Below are 23,062 nucleotides of genomic sequence, written 5' to 3'. Positions count from 1 at the left end.
CCGCCCGAATGCTCAATGACAAGGAAAGTCCGTTTTCGCTGACCCTGGCCGAAGGCGGGATAAGCCTGCCGGTCCTGCGCTTCAGCGGTCATGAAGCGCTGAATCAGCCCTTTCGGTTTGAAATCGAAGTCATGGGTTTGGCGCCCGCCTGGTCACCCGGCACGCTGCTGCATCAGGCGGCGTTTCTGCACCTGGATGACGACCACGGGATTCACGGCATCATCCAAAGTGCCAGTTGTGAACACCGCGCGACGCACCGGATCGCCTATCAACTGGTGCTGATGCCGCATCTGCAAGCGCTGGAGCAACATCCCGTACGCCGGGTCTTCACGCAACTGAACGTGCCGGCCATCCTTGAGCAACTGCTCAGCGAACATCACCTGCCTGCCCACAGCTACCGGATCGAGATGACCGTCGGCCACTACCCGCCGCGGCCGTTCTGCATTCAGTACGAGGAAACCGATCTGGCCTTTGTGCAACGGCTTTGTGAGGAGGAAGGCATCCACTATCACTTCGAACATCAGCCGGACGGCCATGTGGTGGTGTTCGCCGATGACAGTCTGAGCCTGCCGCAGCAACCGACGGCGATTGCTTTCAACACGCAGATCGATGCGCCGGCAACCGGCCTCAGCAGCCTGTTCCAGCGCCATGAGGCGGTGCTGCCTCAGATTCCTGCCGGCGTGCGTGAGCGAGGGCATTCGATTACGGGCCAGGAGGCCGCCAATCACACACTGGACAGTGCCTTCGCGCCACCGGGATTTCTGCCGACTGCGCACCGCCACGCGGCCCAGCGCAGTCGTCGCCTGCTGGAACGCCAACGCTGCCGGTCGCGCTCGATTCAGGGCCGCAGCGATTGTCCTCGACTGCTCAGCGGGCGCCTGCTGCAAGTCATGGAGCACCCGGTAAACGCGTTCAACGAGCAGTGGCTGATCACCGATTTGCGTCATCAGGGCCAGCAACCTTCGATTCTCGATCCCGTGCCGACGGTTCGTCGCTATCACAACGACTTCACCGCGCTGCCCTGGTCGACCCCGTTTCGCCCGCCGCCGAAACAACCGCGCCCGGGCATTGCGGGGTATCAGCCGGCGCAAGTGCTTGGCGCGCCGGGGCAACCGGCGCAGGTGGACGATCAGGGACGGATCGCCGTGCGGTTATGGCCTGACCAACCTGATGCCAGCGCCAGCGAAGGACTGTGGTTGCCAGTGGTCATGCCCCACGTCGGCGGCGGCCTGCCTCGGGAAGATCTGCCCTGCGCCGGCAGCGAGGTCTGGGTGAGTTTTCTCGACAGCGATCCCGACCGGCCGATCCTCTGCCTCGACGTCTGCCGACCCCGACCGGCACAGCCGAAAGAAACCGAGCCCGACGACGACCTCTTGCTCGACTGGCTGCTCAACCGCTCCGCCCCGCCGCGTTGACGATCAACCTTTGTCGGCCTTGCCCGCCGCCGCCGCGAATTTCGCCAGACGCACATCGAAGTGCCGGGGCCGCCGACCGTGATCCTCGGCGCGCTCCTTGCGGCGAATGGCGTTGCGCACCATCAGCGAGCCGAGGTAGCGGATCGGCTCCGGCGGAAAGTAACCCAGCGGCCCGTTGACCAGCGGCGAACGCGTCCACGGGTTGTCGAGGCCCTGCACCAGCGAAGCGAGAATCTGCCCGCCCATGTGGCACGGCCCGACGCCACTGCCGGAATAACCGAAACCGTAAAAGACGTTGCCGCTGGCACTCATCTGGCCGAAGAACGGCAGGCCGGTGACCGAGCGATCCGAAGGGCCGTTCCAGGTGGCGTCGACCTTCACATCGGCGAACGCCGGGAAGAAGTCATCGAGACTGCGCTTGAGCAATCCGGTATAGGGCGATGGCTGGTCGAACACCGGCAGCATCCGCCCGCCGTAAGCGAAGGTATTGCCACCCTTGCCGAGCATGATCCGGCCGTCCGGGGTGTTGTGGTAGTAATGCACGAAAATCCGCGAGTCGAGCACCGTGACGCCGCTGGTCAAACCGATTTCCTGCAACAGATCCGGACGCGGTTCGGTGATCAGCATGTCGCTGGAAACGATCGCCACGCTACGCTCGAACTGCGGAAAAGCACGGGCCATCCACGCATTCATCGCCAGCACCACGCGGTCGGAGGTCACCCGGCCGTTCGCCGTGTGAAGGCGCGCCGGGCGGCCCTCCTCCAGCCCGGTCATCGCCGTGCCTTCATGAATTCGCACGCCCAGTTGCAACGCCACCCGGCGCAAGCCGCGCACCAGTTTGCCCGGCTGCACACTGGCGGCGGCCGGCGAGAACCAGCCCTCCAGATGTTTTTCCGAACCGGCCATGCGCTGTACATCGGCGACCGGCCGTTGGGTAAACGAGTTGATGCCATTGCGCTCCAGCGCCGCAATCACCGCATCGGTCGAGCCGCATTGCGCGCGGTTGGTGGCGGTGTAAAGCGTGCCATCGAGTCGGTAATCGGCATCGACGCCGTACTGCTCGCAGAACTCGCCGATGGCGTGGATGCTGCGCTCCGATTCCTTGACCAGCCGCACCGCCTCTTCGACGCCGAACAGCCGCTCGAGGGTGAAATACTTTGCCGACCACGACAGCGCGCAGCCGCCGTTGCGCCCACTGGCGCCGGCGCCGCAGATGTCGGCTTCGATCAGCACCACATCGAGTTCGGGGTTCTGCTGCTTGAGCATGATCGCCGTCCACAACCCGGTGTAACCGCCGCCGACGATGCACACGTCGGTGCGCACATCGCCTTGCAGCGGCGGGCAAGGTTCGGACGTGTCGAGCTGCAAAGCCTGCTCCAGCCAAAACGGTCTCATGAAAGTTCTCCAGTCAGTCGGCCACGGCACAGCCTGCCGCGAATGCCGCAGCAGGCCGCGAGGCAGGGTTTATTCAGTTACGCAGGGGTTTGATGGTCAGGGCACGATTGGGCACGTAGGCACGTGGCTCCATGACGCCGACCGGGCGGCTGTTCCAGTGCGGAATCAGCACCAGCGCCGAGAACAGCGCGCAACCGGCGAACACGATGAACACCGTCACCGAGTCAAAGTAGCCCGGCAGCAAACCACCGAGCACCGCACCGACCGAGCCGCAGCCGTTGACGAATCCCGCCGCCGTGGCGCCAGCCTTGGCCTTGCCGAAATCGATCGCAGCCGCGCCGCTGATCATCGAGTCCGGGCCGTACAGGGTCAGGCCCATGACGAACAACAGTGCGACCACCAGCATCACGCTGCCGGTGTGCAAGGCGCCCATGAACAGCGCAAGGGTCACGGTCAGCGCCAGCAGACTCAACACGCAGGCCGGCATGCGTCGGGCACCGAACAGTTTGTCCGAGGCCAGGCCAATCATGATCGGCCCCAGCAGCCCGGCCAGTTCAAACGCGGTGGGAATGATCGCCGCGCCGACTTTGCCGACCGAAGGCATCTGTTCGAACACGATCACCGGGCCCCACAGCAGAATCGCGTAACGCGCCGGTTTCAGCAGGAAATACGCCAGCCCGAGTACCAGCACCGTACGGTTGCGCAGGATTTCCTTGAGCGGTTCCCACACGCTGAGTTTGCTGTTGGCTTCGGCTTCCTCGGCGCTGATGACCGGCTCTGGCTCTACGGCGGGCAGGCCGACGTCTTCCGGTTTGTCGCGCTGGAAGATGAAGAACAACACCGCCACCACCGCGACCACTGCGGCGCTGGAAATGAACGCCGCGTGCCACGAACCAATCAGCGTGTAGGCCCACCAACCGGCGAACGGCGAGGCCACCAGACCGCCGAATGCATAACAGGAACTCCACAACCCGAGCACTCGCCCGCGTTGTTCGGAAGGAAAGAAACTGCCGAGGTTCTTGCACAGCCCCGACCAGCCGGTGGACTGTGCCAGCCCCTGAATCAGCATGCAGGTGGCGAAGATCGGCAAGGTGGCGAAGCTGCCCATCACCAGCGCTGCCGCAGCGGAAATCAGCAAACCGCCAAGCACCACGACCCGTGGGCCGAAGCGGTCGGCGAGCATGCCCCAGGTGAACTGGCCGATGGCGTAGGCCGCCAGGTAAATCGCGTCGAGGTTGGCCATGGCCATTTTGTCGAGGGTGAAGCTGGGGTCTTCGGCGATGCCCAGTTTGGCCACCGAAAAGGCTTTGCGGGTGAAATAGAACGCGGCGTAAGCGAGCCAGGTGACAGCGAAGATCTGCATGCGCCAACGCGCAATGGTGCCGATGTGCTTGTTCATTGTGGTTCTGACCTCAGGGTGTGAGTGTGCCGGCAGAATCGATGAGTAAACGCCTGTGTTTTTTATTGTTGAGCACTGCGATATCACCCCGTCCCTTCGGCGATACCGGTCAGATGAGTCCTGGTGTTGCACGCACAGGCTCATGGCCAGCGTCGCTGCCCGACCGGGCAGTCAGCGTTGGCGTGAGCCGATCAAAGCAATTACTGTTTAATAAATAAAATCGATTTATCGTATTTCACACATAAGCTCAGCTTGTTACTGAACATCGCCTGTAAACGAGGAATCAGCCATGTCGGTTTCGCACGCGCAGCTCAAAGCCTTTCACGCCGTGGCCGTGCACGGAAGCTTCACCAAGGCCGCCGAGCGGCTTTATCTGACGCAACCGGCGATTTCCGACCAGGTGCGCAAGCTGGAAGAACGCTTCGGTGTGTTGCTGTTCCATCGCAACAAGCGCTCGGTGCGCCTGACGGATCTGGGCGAACGCTTGCTGGCGATCACCCAGCGCTTGTTCGTGGTCGAGGCCGAAGCCCAAGAGTTGCTGCAGGAATCTCAGGCCTTGCAGACCGGCAGCCTGATTCTGGCGGTGGATGCACCGGTGCATGTGCTGCCGCAGATTGCCCGGTTTTGTGAGCGCTATCCGGGGATCAGCGTGAAGATCGAGACCGGTAACACCGATGAATCGCTGTTTCGACTGTTCAACTATCAGGCTGATCTGGCGTTGCTCGGGCGCGATGTCAGCGATGAACGCCTGCTGTGCGTGCCGCTGCGCAACGATCCGATGGTGGCGTTCGTCTCGCGCCATCATCCATGGGCCGAGCGTGAATCGATCTGCCTGGAGGATCTGGACGACACGCCGCTGGTGCTGCGCGAACACGGCTCGGTCACCCGCCAGACCCTGGAAGAAGAAATGGCCCGCGCCGGTTTCCGCATCCGCCCGGCGATTCAGGTCGAAGGCCGGGAAGCGGCGCGGGAGGCAGTGGTGGTGGGGATTGGCGTGGGTGTGGTGTCGGCGGCGGAGTTTGGTGCGGACTCACGGGTTTGCGCGCTGCCGATCACCGATTGCACCCGCCGATTGACGGAGACACTGGTGTGCCTGCGCGAGCAGAGTTCGCGGCGGGTAGTGGCGACATTTCTCGAGATGGTTCGCGAAAGTCTTGTTCAGACCGGCGCCAACCCGAAAAACGCCTGAATCAACCGCAACTCTCGCCGCCGCTCCACGCAGCCAATCATGTGCCGGTTCACCAGCCCTTCTCCCGCGATGGGAATTGCGACGACACGGGGGTCATGACTGACCTCCACCGATGACACCACCCCAACCCCCAACTCAGCCGCCACCGCTTCCGTCACCGCCTCGCGACTGTCCAGTTCCAGCAACACCCGTGGGTTGACCGACGCCTGCGCACAGGCCTGATCAAACGTGCGCCGGGTAATCGAACTCGGCTCGCGCAACACCATGATCACCTGATCCAGCTCCTTGAGCCTGACCTCGCCGGAACGCGTCGCCCACGGATGCGCGGCCGGCACCAGCGCGCAGATCCGCGATTCACTCAGTGCTTGCAGATGCAGCCCTTTGCGCGGCTCGACCTCGGTCAGCACCGCCACATCGGCATGCTCGGACAACAACGCCGCCAACGTTTCCTGAGCATTGCCCAACCGCAGATTCACCGTAATCCCCGGATATCGCGCCCGCAGGCTGGCGAGCATCGGCATGACCATGTGCGGACCGTCCGCCGCCACCTCAAGACGCCCTGTCAGCAACTGCCGATTGGCTTCGAGCAGCGCTTGAGCCTCTTCGGCCATACCGAACATCGCCCGGGTGATCGCCGCCAGTTTGATGCCCTCTTCTGTCAGCTCGACCCGGCGCGCCGTCCGTCGCAACAGCGTGATCTGGTAATGCTCCTCCAGCGCCTTGATGTGCCCGGTGACCGCCGGCTGGCTGATGAACAAGCGTGCGGCGGCACGGGTGAAGCTGCCTTCCCGGGCCACGGCGTCGAAGGCGCGGAGCTGGAACAGGTTCATGAATAACCCTCACTGATGGCTGGCATAACAACAAACAATTTGATTGATGATCCGCCGAATTGCAACGTAGGCCCCGTAGCTTCATCCCACAGCGCTATCGCGAGGACACACGAATGAGTACTGCCGCACCCATCCTGCTCACTCCCGGCCCGTTGACCACCTCGGCCCGCACCCGCCAGGCGATGATGGTCGACTGGGGTTCATGGGATGACCGCTTCAACCAACTGACCGCCAGCCTGTGCGAACAACTGCTGGCGATCCTCAACGGCGCCGACAGCCATCACTGCGTACCTTTGCAGGGCAGCGGCACCTTCGCTGTCGAAGCCGCGATCGGCACCCTCGTCCCCCGCGACGGCAAGGTGCTGGTGCTGATCAACGGCGCCTATGGCAAGCGTCTGGCGAAAATCTGCGAAGTGCTCGGCCGCTCGTTCAGCACCTTCGAAACCGCTGAAGACGAACCGACCACCGCTGCCGACGTCGACCGCCTGCTGCATGCCGACAGCGACATTACCCACGTCGCGCTGATCCATTGCGAAACCAGCACCGGCATTCTCAATCCTTTGCCGGAGATCGCCCAGGTTGTCGAGCAACACGGCAAACGCCTGATCATCGATGCCATGAGTTCCTTCGGCGCGTTGCCGGTGGATGCGCAAAAAGTACCGTTCGATGCGCTGATCGCCGCATCGGGTAAATGCCTGGAAGGCGTACCGGGCATGGGCTTCGTGTTTGCCCGCAAGGAATCTCTGGCCGCAGCCGCCGGCAATTCGCATTCGCTGGCGATGGATCTGTTCGACCAGCACAGCTACATGAAAAAGACCGGCCAATGGCGCTTCACCCCGCCGACCCACGTGGTCGCCGCGTTGCATGAAGCCCTGCTGCAATACAACGAAGAAGGCGGCCTGCCGGCGCGGCATGCGCGTTACGCCGCCAACTGCCAGGCACTGATGGAAGAGATGGGCAAACTCGGCTTGCGCAGCTTCCTGCCTGCTGCGATTCAGGCGCCGATCATCGCGACCTTCCACGCACCGAAAGATCCGCGCTACCAGTTCAAGGACTTCTACGAACGGGTCAAGGCCAAGGGTTACATCCTCTACCCCGGCAAGCTGACCCAGGTCGAAACCTTCCGCGTCGGCTGCATCGGCCACGTCACCCCGGCGCAGATGCGCGAAGCCGTCGCGGCGGTGGGTGAAGTGCTGCGCGAGATGGAAGTATTAGAGATTTAAACCACACCTCAAAGCCCGCTCCCACAGGGACAGCGAACTCCGAATTGCGTGTTATCACAGGAATTTTTGCCATGAACTACAACAACCCAACCCAGCTGCAAGCCGCCATCCTCGACTGGGCCGGCACCGTGGTCGACTTCGGTTCTTTCGCACCGACCCAGATCTTCGTCGAAGCCTTCGCCGAGTTCGACGTCCAGGTTTCCATCGAAGAGGCCCGTGGCCCGATGGGCATGGGCAAGTGGGATCACATCCGCACCCTGTGCGATCAGCCGCAGGTTGCCGAGCGCTATCGCAAGGCGTTCGGCCGCACCCCGACCGACGATGACGTGACCGCGATCTACAACCGCTTCATGCCGCTGCAGATCGAGAAAATCGCCGAGCATTCGGCGCTGATTCCCGGCGCGCTGGAGACCATCGCCAACCTGCGTCAGCAAGGGATCAAGATCGGTTCCTGCTCGGGTTATCCGAAGCAGGTGATGGACAAGGTTGTGGCACTCGCCGCCACCAACGGCTACGTCGCCGACCACGTCGTCGCCACCGACGAAGTGCCGAACGGCCGCCCATGGCCAGCCCAGGCGCTGGCCAACGTGATTGCGCTGGGCATCGACGATGTCGCCGCCTGCGTGAAGATCGACGACACCGTGCCGGGGATTCTCGAAGGCCGTCGCGCCGGCATGTGGACCGTGGCGCTGATCTGCTCCGGCAACGCGCTGGGCCTGGATTACGAAGGCTATCGCGCACTGGGCAGCGACGCCTTGGCCAGTGAGCGCAAGCGCATTCACGCGCTGTTCGAAGGTTCGCGCCCGCACTACATGATCGACACCATCACCGATCTGCCGGAAGTGATTGCCGACATCAACAAGCGCCTGGCCAACGGCGAGATGCCGCAAAGCAGCTGATAGCGCCGTCTGCCGCAAACAAAAACGCCAGTGTCTGCCCGACACTGGCGTTTTTTCATGGGCGTTTTCAGTCAAATCGCTGACTCAGCTCAGTGAAAGCTTTTTTAGCCTCGGGCAAACGCGCCAAAGGGGATTACAGTTAAGGCATGCCGTCGCAGAACGGCACGCTTGAGCCCTGAACCGTGAGGAACGCCGTATGCCGTGGACAAATTCCGAATCCCGTTACAGCACCGTGTCGATCCTGTTGCACTGGCTGATGCTGGTGCTGTTGGTGCTGGTGTACGCCAGCATGGAATTGCGCGGGCTGTTTCCCAAGGGCAGCGGTGGCCGCACGCTGATCCGCGAAGTGCATTACATGCTCGGGCTGACCGTGTTCGTGCTGGTCTGGTTTCGCCTGTTCGCCCGCAGCCTGGGCCCGGCGCCGAAAATCTTCCCGGCTTCGCCACAGTGGCAAATTACCCTCGCACGCCTGATGCACTGGGCCTTGTACCTGTTCATGATCAGCATGCCGATTCTCGGCTGGCTGATCACCAGCGCCGAAGGTCATCAGGTGATGTTCTACGGTTTCGACCTGCCGTTGCTGGTGAATGAAGACAAGGTGTTCGCCAAAGACGTCGAGCACTGGCATGTGCTGATCAGCACCATCGGCTACTGGCTGATCGGCCTGCATGCGCTGGCGGGGATCTATCACCATTACGTGGTGCGTGATAACACGTTGCTGCGGATGATGCCCAAGCGCAGCCAGGGTTAACCGTCGAATCCACGCCGACCCTGCAAGCCGCCGGTGTGGACGAAGATCAAGCGTGAACCGCGGGCAAAGCGACCCGCCTCGATCTGTTGTTTGAGCGCCAGCAAGGCTTTGCCGGTGTACAGCGGTTCGAGGGGAATGCCGCTGGCCTGTTCGGTTTGCGCGATGAATTCAAGCAACGCCGGATCGACCTTGGCGAAACCGCCACGACTGGCGTCGATCAGTTCGTAGCCTCCAGCCTTGCCCACAATTGCCTCGAGATTGGCCGCGACGCCGTGATCGTCGGGCACGGCCATTGCGCCGTACACCGCATGTTGTCCGGACTCGGCCAACACCAATCCCGCGAGCGTGGTGCCCGTGCCGCAGGCCAGCCACCAACCGTGGTAGTCGTCCCAGCCGAGCTTACCGAGTTGTTGACTGACCTGATCCTTCAGTGCCGCGCAGCCCTGCGCGCCCGGCAACCCGCCGCCCCCTTCAGGCACCGGATGCAGCGTCGGATACTGCGCCAGCCACGGCTGCCAGAACCCCGGCTCGTGCCGCGCCCTATAGCCGCCGTAACCGAGCCAGTGCAGCTGCATGCCGAAATCCCGCAGATCCCTCACCGTCGGCGTGTCCTGCTGATGCCCGCGCAACAGCCCGACCGTTGCGAATCCCAGGCGTTTGCCCGCAGCCGCCAGCGCATGCAGATGATTGGAGTGCGCACCGCCCAGGCTGATGATGCCTTCGGCGCCCGCACGGTCGGCAGCTTTGAGATGTTCGACGAGTTTGAACCACTTGTTGCCGCTGATCAGCGGATCGATCCGGTCGAGACGCAGGATCGCGACTTCAACGCCGGCGGCGGTGAGCCAGTCCAGATGAAGCGCTTCGAGGGGGGCTTGAGGTAGCCAGTCGGTGGGAGGCAGAAACATGAAGGCCGGCTCTGTGCAAAGAGCCGGCATTCTAGGGTGGATCAGAGCTCGGCGGCCAGACGCGAACCCTGATTGATCGCACGTTTGGCATCCAGTTCGGCCGCCACATCGGCGCCGCCGATCAGGTGCACGTTCTGCCCGGCTTCGACCAGACCGTCGTGCAGCTCGCGCAGCGGATCCTGGCCGGCGCAGATGACGATGTTGTCCACCGGCAGCACTTGCGGCTCGCCGGTTTCGCCGATGCGGATGTGCAGGCCTTCGTCGTCGATCTTCAGGTATTCGACGCTGTTGAGCATCTGCACCTGCTTGTTCTTGAGACCGGTGCGGTGAATCCAGCCGGTGGTCTTGCCCAGACCGTCGCCGACCTTGGATTTCTTGCGTTGCAGCAGGAACACGTCACGCGCCGGTGCGTGCGGTGCAGCCTTGATCCCGGCCACGCCACCACGGGCTTCCAGATTCGTGTCGATGCCCCACTCTTTCCAGAACGCGGCGCGATCCTGACTGGTGGCCACGCCTTCATGGACGAGGAATTCCGAGACGTCGAAACCGATACCGCCGGCGCCGATCACCGCCACACGCTTGCCGACCGGTTTGCGCTCAAGCAACACATCCAGGTAGCTCAGCACCTTGGCGTTCTCGACACCCGGAATCGCCGGCAGACGCGGCGCAATGCCGGTCGCCAGGATGACTTCGTCGTAACCGCCCTCGACCAGTTTCGCCACGTCGACGCGGGTGTTCAGGCACACCTCGACGTTGGTGGTCTGCAGTTTGCGTTTGAAGTAGCGCAGGGTTTCGTAGAACTCTTCCTTGCCCGGCACACGTTTCGCGACGTTGAACTGGCCACCGATTTCGCTGGCCGAATCAAACAAGGTCACCTGATGCCCGCGCTCGGCGGCCACGGTGGCAGCGGACAGACCGGCAGGACCGGCACCGACCACGGCGATCTTCTTGATCTGCTTGACCGGCAGGTAGTTGAGTTCGGTCTCGTGGCAGGCACGCGGGTTGACCAGGCAACTGGTGAGCTTGCCGCCGAAGGTGTGATCGAGGCAGGCCTGGTTGCAACCAATGCAGGTGTTAATTTCGTCGGCGCGGCCTTCAGCTGCCTTGTTGACGAAGTCCGGATCGGCGAGGAACGGCCGCGCCATCGAGACCATGTCGGCATCGCCTTCGGCGAGGATCTGCTCGGCGACTTCCGGGGTGTTGATACGGTTGGTGGTGATCAGCGGAATACTCACCGAGCCACGCAGCTTGGCGGTGACCTTGCTGAACGCCGCACGCGGCACTTTGGTGGCGATGGTCGGGATCCGCGCTTCGTGCCAGCCGATACCGGTGTTGATGAGGGTCGCGCCGGCCTGCTCGATGGCTTTGGCCAGGGTGACGATTTCTTCCCAGGTGCTGCCGCCTTCCACCAGATCGAGCATCGACAGACGGAAGATGATGATGAAATTCGGGCCGACCGCTTCACGTACGCGGCGTACGATTTCCACCGGCAGGCGCATGCGGTTTTCGTAGCTGCCGCCCCAACGGTCGGTGCGGTGGTTGGTGTGGGCGGCGAGGAACTGGTTAATGAAATAACCTTCCGAGCCCATGATTTCCACGCCGTCGTACTCGGCGGTCTGGGCCAGTACCGAGCAGGTGACGAAATCGCTGATCTGCTTCTCGATGCCTTCCTCGTCCAGCTCTTTGGGCTTGAACGGGTTGATCGGCGCCTGGATGGCGCTCGGCGCGACCTGTTTCGGGCTGTAGGCATAACGGCCGGCGTGGAGGATCTGCATGCAGATCTTGCCGCCCGCATCATGCACAGCGCGAGTGACTATGCGGTGCTTGAGCGCTTCTTCCTCGGTGGTCAGCTTGGCTGCGCCGGAGTACACACCGCCCTCGTCGTTCGGGCCGATACCGCCGGTGACCATCAGGCCGACACCGCCACGGGCACGCTCGGCAAAATACGCCGCCATGCGTTCGAAACCACCCGGCTTCTCTTCAAGGCCGGTGTGCATCGAGCCCATCAGGGTGCGGTTGCGCAGCGTGGTGAATCCCAGGTCCAGCGGGGCCAACAGGTGCGGGTATTGAGTGGCGGTCATCGTTAACTCCACAGCAGCGATCACGGAAAATGCGGGAGCTCTGCGTCCCCCGTCAGTCATGCTCGACAGATTAGGAGTCGCATCGCTGTCACTCAATGACCGTAACTGACAAGTTATTGATCCAAATGCGCAGCGCCCCTTGGCAAGCCGGGGCTGGCGCCCTACCCTGTCCGCACACCCTGTACCCGGTTGTTGTTGGATTTCATGCGCAAACTTCTGTACCTGACTTTTTCCATGGCGCTCATCGCCGCGCTCACCTTCTACGCCATGTGGGCGGCTGACCGCCCGGCCGGTCATTACCTGTCGGACCTGCGGATCAAACTGGCGGTCGATCAGGGCACGCCCGCCGACCGTGGCAACCTGCTGGGCATCCAGCCCGAGCTGTTCCCCACCGACTACCAAAGCCCCGAACGCCTGCACCGCAAGCTCGCCGCCTATTTGCAGCAGGCGCAGGATCAGGGGCTGTTGAATGAAAAAACCGTGGTCATCCTGCCGGAGCATGTCGGCACCTGGCTGATGATCAGCGGCGAGAAAGACGAGCTGTACCAGGCCGCCACCCTCGCCGAAGCGATGAACTGGCTGGCCGCGAGCAATCCGGTGCAATTTGCTCGCGCCTGGCTCGGCGCCAAGGGCAGCAGCCGTCTGGATGACGCGCACCTGCGGATGAAATCCCGGGACATGGCCAAGAACTATCAGGCGCTGTTCGGTGGCCTGGCCAAGGAATTCCACATCACCCTGGTGGCCGGCTCGATCGTATTGCCTGAACCGAACATCATCGATGGCCGGCTCAAGACCGGCAGTGGTGAGCTGTACAACAGCACCGTAGTGTTTGGCCGCGACGGTGCCCCGCTCGGCCAGCCACAACGGCAGATGCGCCCGATCTTCGATCAGGACGACAGCTCCGGCGAGGCTTCCCGGATCAATGTGGTCGATACCCCGGCCGGGCGCCTCGGCGTGCTCATCGGCAGAGACAGCTGGTATCCGGACAACTACCGCAAACTGGATGAGCAAGGCGCGCAACTGATTGCGGTCCCGGCGCTGATCACAGGTCATGGCGTGTGGGATCAACCGTGGAAGGGTTACAAAGGCTTGAGCGTGCCGGACTCGGTCAGCCTGAAACCGGGAGCCGTCAGCGAGGGCCAGGCCTGGCACCAATTGACCCTGACCGCGCAACCGTCGGCCAGCAAGGCGCTGGCCGGCATGAGTGTGTTCCTGCGCGGGCAGTTCTGGGACAAACCGAGTTCCGGGCAAAGTTTCCTCAGCAGCAACGGCCAGCAATTCGCTGACAGCGAAGCCCGTGGCGCGCGCCTGCTGAACCTTTGGCTGTAAACCATGAAACCGCAGCCGATGCGTCTCGGGGATCTGTCGGTGGGCTTCGTCCACAGCCTGGCCGATGCCGTGCGTAGCCATGACGTCGATCCGCTGCCATTGCTCGAACAGTACGGCCTGGATGCCGCACGGCTGGCCGAAGCCGGGGCGCGCCTGTCGATCCCGCGCTACATGCGTCTGGGGCATGGCGCGATCCAGCTGACCGGCGATCCGGCATTGGGTTTGCGCATGGGCCAACTCAGTCGCTTGAGTCAGGCGGGGCTGGCCGGTGTGACTGCCGCGCAGGCCCCGACCGTGCGCGAAGCCGCCCGCTGTCTGACGCGCTTCGAACCCTTGTACGGTTCCAACTATCGCGGCCAGTCGAGTTTCCACGAGGACGCCAGCGGTGCGTGGCTGCGCTTCTACTCGATCAGCCCGTACAACGCTTACAACCGCTTTGTGGTGGATTCGATCATTGCCGGCTGGCTGCATCAGTTGTCCGGCGTCAGCCCCGAGCCGCTGCGCGCCGAGCGAATCGAGATCGAGTTCGACAGCCCGGATTATCGCGACGCTTATGCGGTGCTCGGCGAATGCCCGATCCAGTTCGGCGCCGAGCACAATCAACTGCGTCTGAGCCTCACCGACCTGGCCCAACGCAACCCGGAGCATTGCCCCAGCACCTGGAAACACTTGCTCGGTTTGTGTGAACGGGAATTGGAGCAATTGACTCGCACCCGCAGCCTGCGCGAACGCATCACGCAATTGCTCGGGCCATTGCTCAATGGTGGCCGGGAACCGGACCTGGAAGAAGTGGCGGCACGCCTGAAGCTGCCGACCTGGACGTTACGGCGAAAGCTGGCCGAGGAAGGCACGCAGTTTCGCGCGATCCTCAATGACACTCGCCGTGATCTGGCGATGACCTACATCCGCGACACCGAACTGGCATTCGGTGAAATCGCCTACCTGCTGGGCTTTGCCTCAGCTGAAGCTTTTCAGCGCGCCTTCAAGCGCTGGAACGGCCAGACACCGGGCGAATTTCGCCGCAGTCACCGCAAGACAGGCTGACGCCTTACAGCTCGGTGGCGTCTTCCGCAGGCTCTGGTGAATCCAGTTCGTAGGCCTGGAATTCGAGCAGTTCTTCTTGATAGTCATCCATTGCGTAATCCCCCTGACGCTTGCTTGAAATGGCCTGGAACAAATGACCAGTGCCTCGAGCATAAAGTGCCCGTGTGAAGGAAAAATGAAACACGGCCTTCATGAAATAAACGTAGCAGGCGGTCAGGGATTTATCGCGGGATATTTTTCGACGGGGCTGGCAGGAAGAAGCTCAAGGGAGACAACAAAACGCCACGCGTCCGACAGGAGCCGGAGGCGTGGCGTGAAGTTTACTGCCCGGACGCAGGCATGGCCGGAATCGGCTCGGACGGCGGCGGAATGTCCGTCGGGTTGGCCGGAGGGGTGATGGTTTCCGTTGCGGGCGCAGGCTCGGCAACCGGTGCCGGGGTGATCGGTGCAGCTTCGGCCGGCGGGGCTACCGGTTCGGAGCTCACCGGGGTTGCCTCTGCAGGCGCTGGCGTTGGCGCCGCAGCGGGCGCCGGGGTGGGTTCAGTCGCAGGGGCTGGAGCCAACGGAGCCGGCGCCGCCTTGGCTTCCGGCACACCCAGATCGGTCTTCGGTTTTTCGGTGATATGCGCGGCTTTCTTCGCGTCGGCCGGCAGGAACAACTCGACCAGGGTGAAGAAACGCTCGTAGAACTTCTGCGACGACACGGTTTCACTGGCCACCTTGACCATCGAATCGTCAGACGAGCCGATCGGCATCGAGACCGAGCCCAACACGCCGACACCGAGGCTGGCCGAGTTGTTGGTCTTCTTCAGCGCGTAGCGGTCTTGCAGGGCGTTGGCGAACACGGTGGCGTGATGGCCGGCGCTGCCATCATCGGCGCAGACCACGTTGAAGCTGATCTCCAGGTGGGTTTCGCCGGTCTGCTGGAAGCTCTTGTGCCCGCTGACCAGTTTCGGGTCATTGCTGGTAATGATGTAGCCCTGGCTGAGCAACGCTCGGCGGGCCGCTTCGCAACTGGCGGTGTCGGTCACCGGGTAATTGCGCGAAAAGGTGCCGGAGTCGTCGAAATTCTCATGCTCGTAGATGGGCTTGTCCTTGGAGCAGCCGGCAGCGGCGGTCAGCAACAACGCCAACCCGATGAAACGCACGGGAATAGAATTCAACATTAAACATCCTGAGGGGAAAACGGTCCGGGGCGTATTGTGCAACAGATCGCTGCCCCGCGGCGTATGGATTAGTGTCTTAAAACAGTTACAACTCTACCGGTCATGAGCGACAGGAAAAAGTCGCGCCGATAAATGATCGATGAACACCCGCAATTTGGCAGTTGCGTGCCGGCTCGACGGCCACAAAACCCAGAACTGCCCGACGTGCTGCAGATGCTCCTCCAGTACGCGCTGCAGGCGACCCTGTTGCTGAGATTCATGGATCATGAAGTCCGGCAGACAGGCGATGCCCATGCCCGCCAGCGCCGCATGCCGCACGGCTTCGATCGAGGTACTGACCAGACGTGTCGGCAGGGTCGGCTCGGGCGCGCCCTCCTCGCGTTTGAGCGGCCAGGACTCCAGTTTGCCCGTGGCGTGAAACGTATGGCGCAGGCAGGCGTGCTGCGTCAGTTCGGCCGGGGTCTGAGGTTCGCCGCACTCGCGCAGATACGCGGGACTGGCCACCAACACCATATGAAACTCGCCCAACGGTCGTGCCATCAGTCGCGAGTCTCGCGGTTTACCCGTTCGGATCACCGCATCGAAACCTTCGTCCACCACATCCACCATGCGATCGGTCAGGTCCAGATCCAGCTCGATCTGCGGATACAGCGCCATGAACTCGTTCATGACCGGCATCACCAGGTCATGCACCTGCGGCAGGCTGACCCGCAACTTGCCGTGAGGCGCCGCTGCGGCATCGCACATTTCAAATTCAGCCGCTTCGACCTCCGCGAGGATCTTGCGGCAACGTTCAAGAAACAGCGCGCCTTCGCTGGTCAGCGTGATGCTGCGAGTGGTGCGGTGAAACAAGCGCACATTGAGCCGTGCCTCCAGGCGGGCGATGCTTTTGCCGACCGCCGACGAAGACACGCCCTGCAAGCGACCGGCCTCGGTAAAACTGCGGGTTTCCGCCACCTGCACGAACACCGAAATACTGCCCAGGCTGTCCATTTATCCCTCCCTGATTCACGACATTCTTGTCCGAGATGTTCGGAACCCTAACCTGTTTTTCCCGAATGTGCAGCGCCCTACCCTATGGCCTTCGTCTCCTTTGGCAAAATGGAAACCCGCCCATGAACGATGCGCCACTCACTTCCCCCACGCTCGCCGGCACCGTCGAGCCCGCAGAACGATTACCGCTGGGTGCATTGCTCGCACTGGCCACCGCCGGATTTATCACCGTGCTGACCGAGGCGATGCCCGCCGGCCTGTTGCCAAAGATGAGCGCGGGGCTTGATGTCTCTCAGGCCCTGATCGGGCAACTGGTCACGCTGTACGCCATTGGTTCGATGCTGGCGGCCATTCCGCTCACCATTGCCACCCGGGGTTGGCGTCGACGCCCGCTGCTGTTGTCCGCCATTGGTGGGTTCGCCATTGCCAACAGCATCACTGCGCTGTCGGAGCTGTACTGGCTGACCCTGATTGCACGCTTGATCGCCGGCGTATTCGCGGGGCTGCTGTGGGCGTTGCTGGCCGGCTACGCAAGCCGGATGGTCGCACCCCACTTGCAAGGCCGGGCCATTACGGTGGCCATGCTCGGCGCACCCCTTGCGCTGTCGCTGGGCATTCCGGCCGGGACGCTGCTGGGCACGGCGGTCGGCTGGCGCCTGAGCTTCGCGATCATGACCGGGCTGACCGTGCTGCTGGTGATCTGGGTGCGTTGGCAAGTACCGGACTTCGCCGGTGAACGCGCCGGCAAACGCCTGCCACTGCGCCAGGTGTTTACCCTGCCGGGCGTGCGATCCGTGTTGTTTGTAACCTTGTCCTACGTCGTCGCGCACAACCTGCTGTACACCTACATCGCGCCATTTCTGGAGCCATCGGGACTTGGCGGAGAAATCGACCGAGTGTTGCTGGTATTCGGCCTGGCGTCGGTACTGAGCCTGTGGATCGTCGGCAGCCTGATTGATCGCTGGCTGCGTCAGTTGGCGCTGGTCAGTGCAATGCTGTTCCTGCTGTCGGCGATCGCACTGGGCCTGTGGCGCGAATCGCCGGGCGTGGTCTACACCGCCATCGCCGTCTGGGGTCTGGCGTTCGGCGCGATGCCCTCGCTGTTGCAGACGGCCCTGGCGAAAACCGCCAAGGAGGCTGCCGATACCGCGCAATCGATGCTGGTGACCCTGTGGAATGTCGGCATTGCCGGCGGTGGACTTGCAGGAGGCCTGCTGCTGAACAACCTGGGCGTCGGAAGTTATCCGTGGATTGTCGCGGGTCTGTTGCTGCTGACTCTGTATGCGACCACCAATGCCCGGAGTCATGGTTTCCCGAACGCCGGATAGCGTGCATAAAAAAGCCCCGGATTTGTATCCGGGGCTCGGGTCTTGCGGCTCAGCCAGGCATCAGAAACGCTTGATGTCGGCTTCGGCTTCCAGCTGTTTGCGGTACGCCGCGAAGTCTTGCTGGCCCACACGCGATGCGAGGAAGCGACGGTATTGCGCTTTCTCTTCATCGGTCGGAGCCGCCGCTTCATTCACACCGTTCAGGCGCACGATGGTCAGGCTGCCGTCCGCCAGCGTCACGCTGGTGAAGGTCGGCTTGTCCTTCGCGGCCGGTTTCGGCATGCGGAACAACGCTTGCAGCACCGCCGGATCAACGCCTTCCTGAGCGCGGTTTGCTGCTTCGGTAACTTTCCAGCTCTGACCGTCCACCGCCTTGTCCAGCGGGGTCTTGCCATCACGCAGACTGGCGATCAGTTGCTCCGCCTTGGTCTTGGCAGCCGCGCTGGCGTGCTCTTTGGTCAACTGGGCGCGAATGGCGGTGGCCACGCTTTCCAGCGGCAATTGAGCAGGCTTCAGGTGCTCCTTGACGCGCAGCACGATCACGGTTTCCGGATCCAGCTCGATAGCGGTGCTGTTGGCACCCTCTTCCAGCACTTCGGTGCTGAACGCGGCAGTCACTACAGCACGGTTGGCTGCAACGCCTTCGCCACCTTCACGGCCAAACGGCTTGGAGGTGTGCACGGTCAGTTTCAGATCCTGCGCTGGCTGGGCCAGGTCGGATGCTTCGAACGAAGAGTCTTCCAGTTGCTTGGTCGCCTCGACGAAACGCTGCTCGACTTGCTGGGTTTTCAGCTCGCGGGTCAGCTTGTCTTTCAGGCTGGCCAGCGTCGGCACTTCAGGCGCCTCGACACCCAGCAGCTTGATCAGGTGGAAACCGAAGTCGGTGCGAACCGGCTCGGACACCTGATCCTTGTTCAGCGAGTACAGGGCTTTCTCGAAGGCCGGATCGTAAACGCCAGGACCGGCATAACCCAGGTCACCGCCGTTGTTGGCCGAACCCGGATCCTGCGAGAACTCCTTGGCCAGCGCTTCGAATTTCTCGCCCTTGGCCAGACGCGCCTGGACTTCTTCGATCTTCGCCTTGGCCTGAGCTTCGGTGGTCTTGTCGTTGACTTCGATCAGAATGTGCGCAGCACGACGCTGTTCCGACAGGTTGGCGATCTCTTTCTGATACGCCGCCTGCAGGTCTTCGTCCTTGACGGCGACCTGATCGAAGAACGAAGCCTTCTTCAGCTCCAGGTAATCGATGACCACTTGATCCGGGGTCATGAATTCCTTGGCGTGCTCGTCGTAGTAAGCCTTGACCTCGTCATCGGTCAGCTTCACGGCCGAAGGGTCAGCCTTGATGTTCAGCGTGGCGAAATCGCGGGTCTGTTTTTCCAGACGGGCGAAGGCCAGCACCTGAGCATCGGTCACGAAACCGCTGCCTGCCACACCGGCGCGCAGTTGGCCGATCAGCATTTCCTGAGCCAGCATCTGGCGGAACTGCATGCGGCTGTAGCCCAGTTGACGGATCACCTGATCGAAACGGTCGGAGCTGAACTTGCCGTCGACCTGAAATTCAGGCGTCTGCAGGATCACTTGATCCAGGGCCGCTTCGGAGAAAGCGAATTTCGATTGTTCTGCGCCTTGCAGCAGCAGCTTGCGATCGATCAGACCCTTGAGGGCCGATTCGCGCAGCATTTTTTCGTCCAGCAAGGAAGCGTCGAAGTCCTTGCCCAGTTGTTGCATCAGCTGACGGCGTTGCATATCCACCGCCTGGCTCAGCTCGTTCTGGCTGATTTCTTCACCGTTGACCTTGGCCGCCTCATTCTTGTGAGTCGTGGCCTGGAAAATGGCGTCGAAACCGGTCAGAGCCATCAGTGCAACGATGACTCCGATAATGGTCTTGGCAATCCAGCCTTGTGAATTGTCCCTGATATTCTGCAGCATGCGTCCCCCAGAAACGGTTGAACTTCAAAATTAGGCAACCGTGGAGCGTGGGTAGAATCCGGATAGAAGAAAGGCGCATCCGAGGATGCGCCTTCTCGTAACTGGCGGAGCGGACAGGGCTCGAACCCTCGATCCCGGTGTGACAGGCAGCTATTCCAACCGCCTGCTCTACCGCTCCGCTGCCAAGTCAGGCATGACCCCGACCCGGATGGGTAAAAACCTGAATCAAACTTAGTTGACGGCTTCTTTCAGGGCTTTACCGGCTTTGAAACCTGGCTTTTTGGCTGCCGCGATTTCCAGAGTCTTGCCGGTCTGTGGGTTACGACCAATGCGAGCTGGACGATCAGTCACGGAGAAAGTACCGAAACCAACCAGAACAACGGAGTCGCCAGCCTTGAGAGCGCCAGTGACGGATTCGATTACAGCGTCCAGCGCACGGCCAGCAGCAGCTTTCGGGATATCAGCGGATGCAGCGATAGCATCAATCAGTTCCGACTTGTTCACTCTAAGTCCCCTTATATCTATTTGAGTATGATTCTAAGTTTTTTGGTGAAAGCAAAAACGAGTGCTGAATGGCCTACAGACACTTAAGAGCCGCTTTATAACAAGGGCTCTAAAAAGCTGTCAAGGAAGCCCCCCAGGCAAAAGCGTATTAATGCGTGCTAATTCTTTCCTTAGAGTCAGACTCACGTTTTTCGTCCTTGGCAACTATCTCCGGAGCCACATCCGGCAAGGGCTCCGGCGCGTATTGCAGCGCAATTTGCAGGACCTCGTCAATCCATTTAACCGGTTTGATCTGCAGATCCTGCTTGATATTGTCAGGAATCTCCTTCAGATCGCGCACGTTCTCTTCCGGAATAATCACTGTCTTGATTCCGCCACGGTGAGCGGCCAGCAGTTTTTCCTTCAGACCGCCAATGGCAAGGACTTGACCACGCAGGGTGATCTCGCCGGTCATGGCAACATCGGCGCGCACAGGAATACCCGTCAAAGCCGACACCAGCGCAGTACACATGCCTACACCGGCGCTCGGGCCGTCTTTCGGCGTAGCGCCTTCCGGCATGTGGATGTGCGTGTCACGCTTCTCGTGGAAGTCCAGCGGAATGCCCAGGCTCTTGGCACGGCTGCGTACCACGGTCAGGGCCGCAGTGATCGATTCGACCATTACGTCACCCAGCGAACCGGTCTTGATCAGTTGACCTTTACCCGGCACTACGGCGGCTTCGATGGTCAGCAGTTCGCCGCCCACCTGAGTCCAGGCCAGGCCGGTCACTTGACCGATCTGATCCTGTTGCTCGGCCAGACCGTATCGGAACTTGCGAACGCCGAGGAAATGCTCCAGCAGATCAGCTGTCACTTTTACCGAGAAGCGTTTTTCCAGCGCGTGCTCTTTGACCGCCTTGCGGCAGACCTTGGCAATCTGCCGCTCGAGGCCACGCACACCGGCTTCGCGGGTGTAGTAACGGATGATGTCGCGGATCGCTTCTTCGTCGAATTCCAGCTCGCCCTTCTTCAGGCCGTTGGCTGCAATCTGCTTCGGCGACAGGTACTTGACCGCAATGTTGATCTTCTCGTCTTCGGTGTAACCCGGCAGACGGATCACTTCCATCCGGTCCAGCAGCGCCGGCGGAATGTTCATCGAGTTCGAGGTGCACAGGAACATCACATCCGAAAGGTCGTAATCGACTTCCAGATAGTGGTCGTTGAAGTTGTGGTTCTGCTCAGGATCGAGCACTTCCAGCAACGCCGACGCCGGGTCGCCACGCATGTCGCTGCCCATTTTGTCGATTTCATCGAGCAGGAACAGCGGGTTGCGCACACCCACTTTTGTCATCTTTTGAATCAATCTTCCTGGCATCGAACCGATGTAAGTCCGACGGTGACCACGGATTTCCGCTTCATCACGCACGCCACCGAGGGCCATGCGCACGAATTTGCGGTTGGTGGCATGGGCGATCGACTCGGCCAGCGAGGTTTTACCCACGCCCGGAGGACCGACCAGGCACAACACCGGGCCACGGATTTTCTTCACGCGCTTCTGCACGGCGAGGTATTCAAGGATGCGTTCCTTGACCTCTTCGAGGCCGTAGTGATCGGCGTCGAGAATGTCTTCGGCACGGGCCAGGTCCAGACGCACCTTGCTCTGAGCCTTCCACGGCACCTGAACCAGCCAGTCGATGTACGAGCGCACCACGGTGGCTTCGGCAGACATCGGCGACATCTGCTTGAGCTTGTTCAGCTCGGCAGTGGCCTTGGCCAGAGCATCTTTCGGCAGACCGGCAGCGTCGATACGCTTTTTCAGGTCTTCGATTTCGTTGTGGCCTTCGTCGCTGTCGCCGAGCTCCTTCTGAATGGCCTTCATCTGCTCGTTCAGGTAGTACTCGCGCTGACTGCGCTCCATTTGCTTTTTGACGCGGCCACGAATGCGTTTTTCGACTTGCAGCAGGTCGATCTCGGCGTCCAGCAAGGCCAGAACGTGCTCGACCCGGGCCGACAAATCGATGATTTCGAGGATTTCCTGCTTCTGCTCGATCTTCAGCGCCATGTGCGCGGCCATGGTGTCTACCAGGCGGCCAGGCTCGTCGATGCTGTTGAGCGACGACAGGACTTCAGCCGGGACTTTCTTGCCCAACTGCACATATTGTTCGAACTGCGACAGCAGGCTGCGCACGAACACTTCGGATTCGCGCTCGGCGGCGTCGACTTCCTCGATCAGCGAGACTTCCGCACGGCAGTGGCCATCGACTTCGCTGAAGCGCTCGACAGCGCCACGCTGCTCGCCCTCGACCAGAACCTTGACGGTGCCGTCAGGCAGCTTGAGCAGCTGCAGAACAGTGGCGATGGTACCTACGCGATAGAGAGCTTCTTCACCGGGATCGTCGTCAGCCGGGTTTCTCTGGGCCAGCAGCAGGATCTGCTTGTCGCCCGTCATCGCGGCCTCGAGGGCTTCGATGGATTTCTCGCGCCCCACGAACAGCGGGATAACCATGTGCGGATACACAACGACATCACGCAATGGCAGGAGAGGCAATTCGATGGTGGTCTTCATGATTTCGCCTCTACGGCGGCCATATGGCCGTAATCAGATGGAATTAAACTTGAAACCAAGATGGGGGCTGCCTTGAAAAAAAACAAGCGCAAAGCGGATGTAAAAAACGACATAAAAAAAAAGAGGCCCGAAGG

General features: G+C 61.5%; 19 protein-coding genes. 8 read left to right on the top strand and 11 right to left on the bottom strand.

What is annotated here, in order from left to right; all coding sequences use genetic code 11:
* Window positions 1–8 precede the first annotated feature (8 nt).
* The gene (locus tag CAF74_RS07685; RefSeq protein ID WP_085745927.1) at window positions 9–1,415 is read left to right on the top strand and encodes a type VI secretion system Vgr family protein; all 1,407 of its coding nucleotides are present in this window, start codon (window positions 9–11) and stop codon (window positions 1,413–1,415) included.
* Between the two features lie 3 nt (window positions 1,416–1,418).
* Here the strand turns inward: CAF74_RS07685 and CAF74_RS07680 are convergent, their stop codons facing one another.
* Both CAF74_RS07680 and CAF74_RS07675 read right to left on the bottom strand, forming a co-directional pair.
* Window positions 1,419–2,810, bottom strand: a complete 1,392-nt coding sequence (locus CAF74_RS07680; RefSeq protein ID WP_085745926.1) for an FAD-dependent oxidoreductase — start codon at window positions 2,808–2,810, stop codon at window positions 1,419–1,421.
* 73 nt (window positions 2,811–2,883) lie between these two features.
* On the bottom strand, window positions 2,884–4,209 hold the full coding sequence (locus tag CAF74_RS07675; protein ID WP_007951542.1) for an MFS transporter: 1,326 nt from the start codon (window positions 4,207–4,209) through the stop codon (window positions 2,884–2,886).
* Between the two features lie 289 nt (window positions 4,210–4,498).
* Here CAF74_RS07675 and CAF74_RS07670 point away from each other — a divergent pair, with 289 nt between their 5' ends.
* Window positions 4,499–5,398 carry a LysR family transcriptional regulator gene (locus CAF74_RS07670; RefSeq protein WP_007951543.1) on the top strand — a complete coding sequence of 300 codons (900 nt, stop codon included), beginning with the start codon at window positions 4,499–4,501 and terminating at the stop codon, window positions 5,396–5,398.
* On the opposite strand, the gene CAF74_RS07665 is transcribed toward CAF74_RS07670, so the two are convergent.
* A complete protein-coding gene (locus tag CAF74_RS07665; protein ID WP_085745925.1) occupies window positions 5,368–6,228 on the bottom strand; it encodes a LysR substrate-binding domain-containing protein in 861 nt (286 codons plus the stop codon). The two genes, CAF74_RS07670 and CAF74_RS07665, sit on opposite strands and share 31 nt — an antisense overlap.
* 113 nt (window positions 6,229–6,341) lie before the next feature.
* On the opposite strand from CAF74_RS07665, the gene CAF74_RS07660 reads away from it, so the two are divergent.
* The 3 genes from CAF74_RS07660 (at window position 6,342) to CAF74_RS07650 (ending at window position 9,101) form a co-directional block, all read left to right on the top strand.
* Window positions 6,342–7,451: a 2-aminoethylphosphonate--pyruvate transaminase gene (locus tag CAF74_RS07660; protein ID WP_085745924.1), complete on the top strand. Its 1,110-nt coding sequence runs from the start codon at window positions 6,342–6,344 to the stop codon at window positions 7,449–7,451.
* Between the two features lie 71 nt (window positions 7,452–7,522).
* Complete coding sequence (phnX, locus tag CAF74_RS07655; RefSeq protein ID WP_085745923.1) at window positions 7,523–8,350, top strand: phosphonoacetaldehyde hydrolase; 828 nt, start codon at window positions 7,523–7,525, stop codon at window positions 8,348–8,350.
* Window positions 8,351–8,546: 196 nt separating this feature from the next.
* Window positions 8,547–9,101 (top strand): cytochrome b, encoded by a 555-nt coding sequence (locus CAF74_RS07650; protein WP_085745922.1) that lies wholly within the window; start codon window positions 8,547–8,549, stop codon window positions 9,099–9,101.
* Here the strand turns inward: CAF74_RS07650 and CAF74_RS07645 are convergent.
* Window positions 9,098–10,006, bottom strand: a complete 909-nt coding sequence (locus CAF74_RS07645) for a 1-aminocyclopropane-1-carboxylate deaminase/D-cysteine desulfhydrase (protein ID WP_085745921.1) — start codon at window positions 10,004–10,006, stop codon at window positions 9,098–9,100. The two genes, CAF74_RS07650 and CAF74_RS07645, sit on opposite strands and share 4 nt — an antisense overlap.
* A gap of 41 nt (window positions 10,007–10,047) precedes the next feature.
* Window positions 10,048–12,087, bottom strand: coding sequence for an NADPH-dependent 2,4-dienoyl-CoA reductase (locus CAF74_RS07640; RefSeq protein ID WP_085745920.1), 2,040 nt, complete (start codon window positions 12,085–12,087; stop codon window positions 10,048–10,050).
* A 204-nt stretch (window positions 12,088–12,291) separates the two neighbouring features.
* Between CAF74_RS07640 and CAF74_RS07635 the strand changes: the two genes are divergently transcribed.
* A complete protein-coding gene (locus CAF74_RS07635) occupies window positions 12,292–13,416 on the top strand; it encodes a nitrilase-related carbon-nitrogen hydrolase (RefSeq protein ID WP_085745919.1) in 1,125 nt (374 codons plus the stop codon).
* Window positions 13,417–13,419: 3 nt separating this feature from the next.
* Entirely contained in the window at window positions 13,420–14,460 is a 1,041-nt protein-coding gene (locus CAF74_RS07630; RefSeq protein ID WP_085745918.1) for an AraC family transcriptional regulator, read from the top strand.
* 4 nt (window positions 14,461–14,464) lie between these two features.
* Here the strand turns inward: CAF74_RS07630 and CAF74_RS28950 are convergent, their stop codons facing one another.
* The 3 genes from CAF74_RS28950 to CAF74_RS07620 form a co-directional block, all read right to left on the bottom strand.
* Entirely contained in the window at window positions 14,465–14,653 is a 189-nt protein-coding gene (locus CAF74_RS28950) for a hypothetical protein (RefSeq protein ID WP_139832895.1), read from the bottom strand.
* A 127-nt stretch (window positions 14,654–14,780) separates the two neighbouring features.
* Window positions 14,781–15,626 (bottom strand): DUF2242 domain-containing protein, encoded by an 846-nt coding sequence (locus tag CAF74_RS07625; protein ID WP_064380804.1) that lies wholly within the window; start codon window positions 15,624–15,626, stop codon window positions 14,781–14,783.
* A gap of 93 nt (window positions 15,627–15,719) precedes the next feature.
* Entirely contained in the window at window positions 15,720–16,619 is a 900-nt protein-coding gene (locus tag CAF74_RS07620) for a LysR family transcriptional regulator (RefSeq protein ID WP_085745917.1), read from the bottom strand.
* Window positions 16,620–16,741: 122 nt separating this feature from the next.
* Here CAF74_RS07620 and CAF74_RS07615 point away from each other — a divergent pair, with 122 nt between their 5' ends.
* Complete coding sequence (locus tag CAF74_RS07615; RefSeq protein ID WP_085745916.1) at window positions 16,742–17,947, top strand: MFS transporter; 1,206 nt, start codon at window positions 16,742–16,744, stop codon at window positions 17,945–17,947.
* Window positions 17,948–18,007: 60 nt separating this feature from the next.
* On the opposite strand, the gene CAF74_RS07610 is transcribed toward CAF74_RS07615, so the two are convergent.
* From CAF74_RS07610 to lon, 3 genes are all read right to left on the bottom strand, one after another.
* The gene (locus CAF74_RS07610; protein WP_085745915.1) at window positions 18,008–19,879 is read right to left on the bottom strand and encodes a SurA N-terminal domain-containing protein; all 1,872 of its coding nucleotides are present in this window, start codon (window positions 19,877–19,879) and stop codon (window positions 18,008–18,010) included.
* Window positions 19,880–20,110: 231 nt separating this feature from the next.
* Window positions 20,111–20,383, bottom strand: a complete 273-nt coding sequence (locus CAF74_RS07605) for an HU family DNA-binding protein (RefSeq protein WP_002552737.1) — start codon at window positions 20,381–20,383, stop codon at window positions 20,111–20,113.
* A gap of 148 nt (window positions 20,384–20,531) precedes the next feature.
* Entirely contained in the window at window positions 20,532–22,928 is a 2,397-nt protein-coding gene (lon, locus tag CAF74_RS07600) for an endopeptidase La (protein WP_085745914.1), read from the bottom strand.
* Window positions 22,929–23,062 lie beyond the last annotated feature (134 nt).

The organism is Pseudomonas sp. R45(2017) (genome assembly GCF_002112305.1).
Taxonomy (GTDB): Bacteria; Pseudomonadota; Gammaproteobacteria; order Pseudomonadales; family Pseudomonadaceae; genus Aquipseudomonas; species Aquipseudomonas paraglycinae.
Note: the sequence above shows the minus strand (reverse complement) of the source record. Positions and strands in the feature narration are given on the sequence as shown.

Bases quoted from the DNA above. Each gene is read 5' to 3' on its own strand.
- CAF74_RS07680 (WP_085745926.1), bottom strand. From the start codon at position 2,810: ATGAGACCGTTTTGGCTGGAGCAGGCTTTGCAGCTCGACACGTCCGAA.
- CAF74_RS07610 (WP_085745915.1), bottom strand. From the start codon at position 19,879: ATGCTGCAGAATATCAGGGACAATTCACAAGGCTGGATTGCCAAGACC.
- CAF74_RS07650 (WP_085745922.1), top strand. From the start codon at position 8,547: ATGCCGTGGACAAATTCCGAATCCCGTTACAGCACCGTGTCGATCCTG.
- CAF74_RS07625 (WP_064380804.1), bottom strand. From the start codon at position 15,626: ATGTTGAATTCTATTCCCGTGCGTTTCATCGGGTTGGCGTTGTTGCTG.
- CAF74_RS07620 (WP_085745917.1), bottom strand. From the start codon at position 16,619: ATGGACAGCCTGGGCAGTATTTCGGTGTTCGTGCAGGTGGCGGAAACC.
- lon (WP_085745914.1), bottom strand. From the start codon at position 22,928: ATGAAGACCACCATCGAATTGCCTCTCCTGCCATTGCGTGATGTCGTT.
- CAF74_RS07670 (WP_007951543.1), top strand. From the start codon at position 4,499: ATGTCGGTTTCGCACGCGCAGCTCAAAGCCTTTCACGCCGTGGCCGTG.
- CAF74_RS07645 (WP_085745921.1), bottom strand. From the start codon at position 10,006: ATGTTTCTGCCTCCCACCGACTGGCTACCTCAAGCCCCCCTCGAAGCG.
- CAF74_RS28950 (WP_139832895.1), bottom strand. From the start codon at position 14,653: ATGAAGGCCGTGTTTCATTTTTCCTTCACACGGGCACTTTATGCTCGA.
- CAF74_RS07660 (WP_085745924.1), top strand. From the start codon at position 6,342: ATGAGTACTGCCGCACCCATCCTGCTCACTCCCGGCCCGTTGACCACC.
- CAF74_RS07630 (WP_085745918.1), top strand. From the start codon at position 13,420: ATGAAACCGCAGCCGATGCGTCTCGGGGATCTGTCGGTGGGCTTCGTC.
- CAF74_RS07640 (WP_085745920.1), bottom strand. From the start codon at position 12,087: ATGACCGCCACTCAATACCCGCACCTGTTGGCCCCGCTGGACCTGGGA.
- CAF74_RS07685 (WP_085745927.1), top strand. From the start codon at position 9: ATGCTCAATGACAAGGAAAGTCCGTTTTCGCTGACCCTGGCCGAAGGC.
- CAF74_RS07615 (WP_085745916.1), top strand. From the start codon at position 16,742: ATGAACGATGCGCCACTCACTTCCCCCACGCTCGCCGGCACCGTCGAG.
- CAF74_RS07665 (WP_085745925.1), bottom strand. From the start codon at position 6,228: ATGAACCTGTTCCAGCTCCGCGCCTTCGACGCCGTGGCCCGGGAAGGC.
- CAF74_RS07635 (WP_085745919.1), top strand. From the start codon at position 12,292: ATGCGCAAACTTCTGTACCTGACTTTTTCCATGGCGCTCATCGCCGCG.
- CAF74_RS07675 (WP_007951542.1), bottom strand. From the start codon at position 4,209: ATGAACAAGCACATCGGCACCATTGCGCGTTGGCGCATGCAGATCTTC.
- phnX (WP_085745923.1), top strand. From the start codon at position 7,523: ATGAACTACAACAACCCAACCCAGCTGCAAGCCGCCATCCTCGACTGG.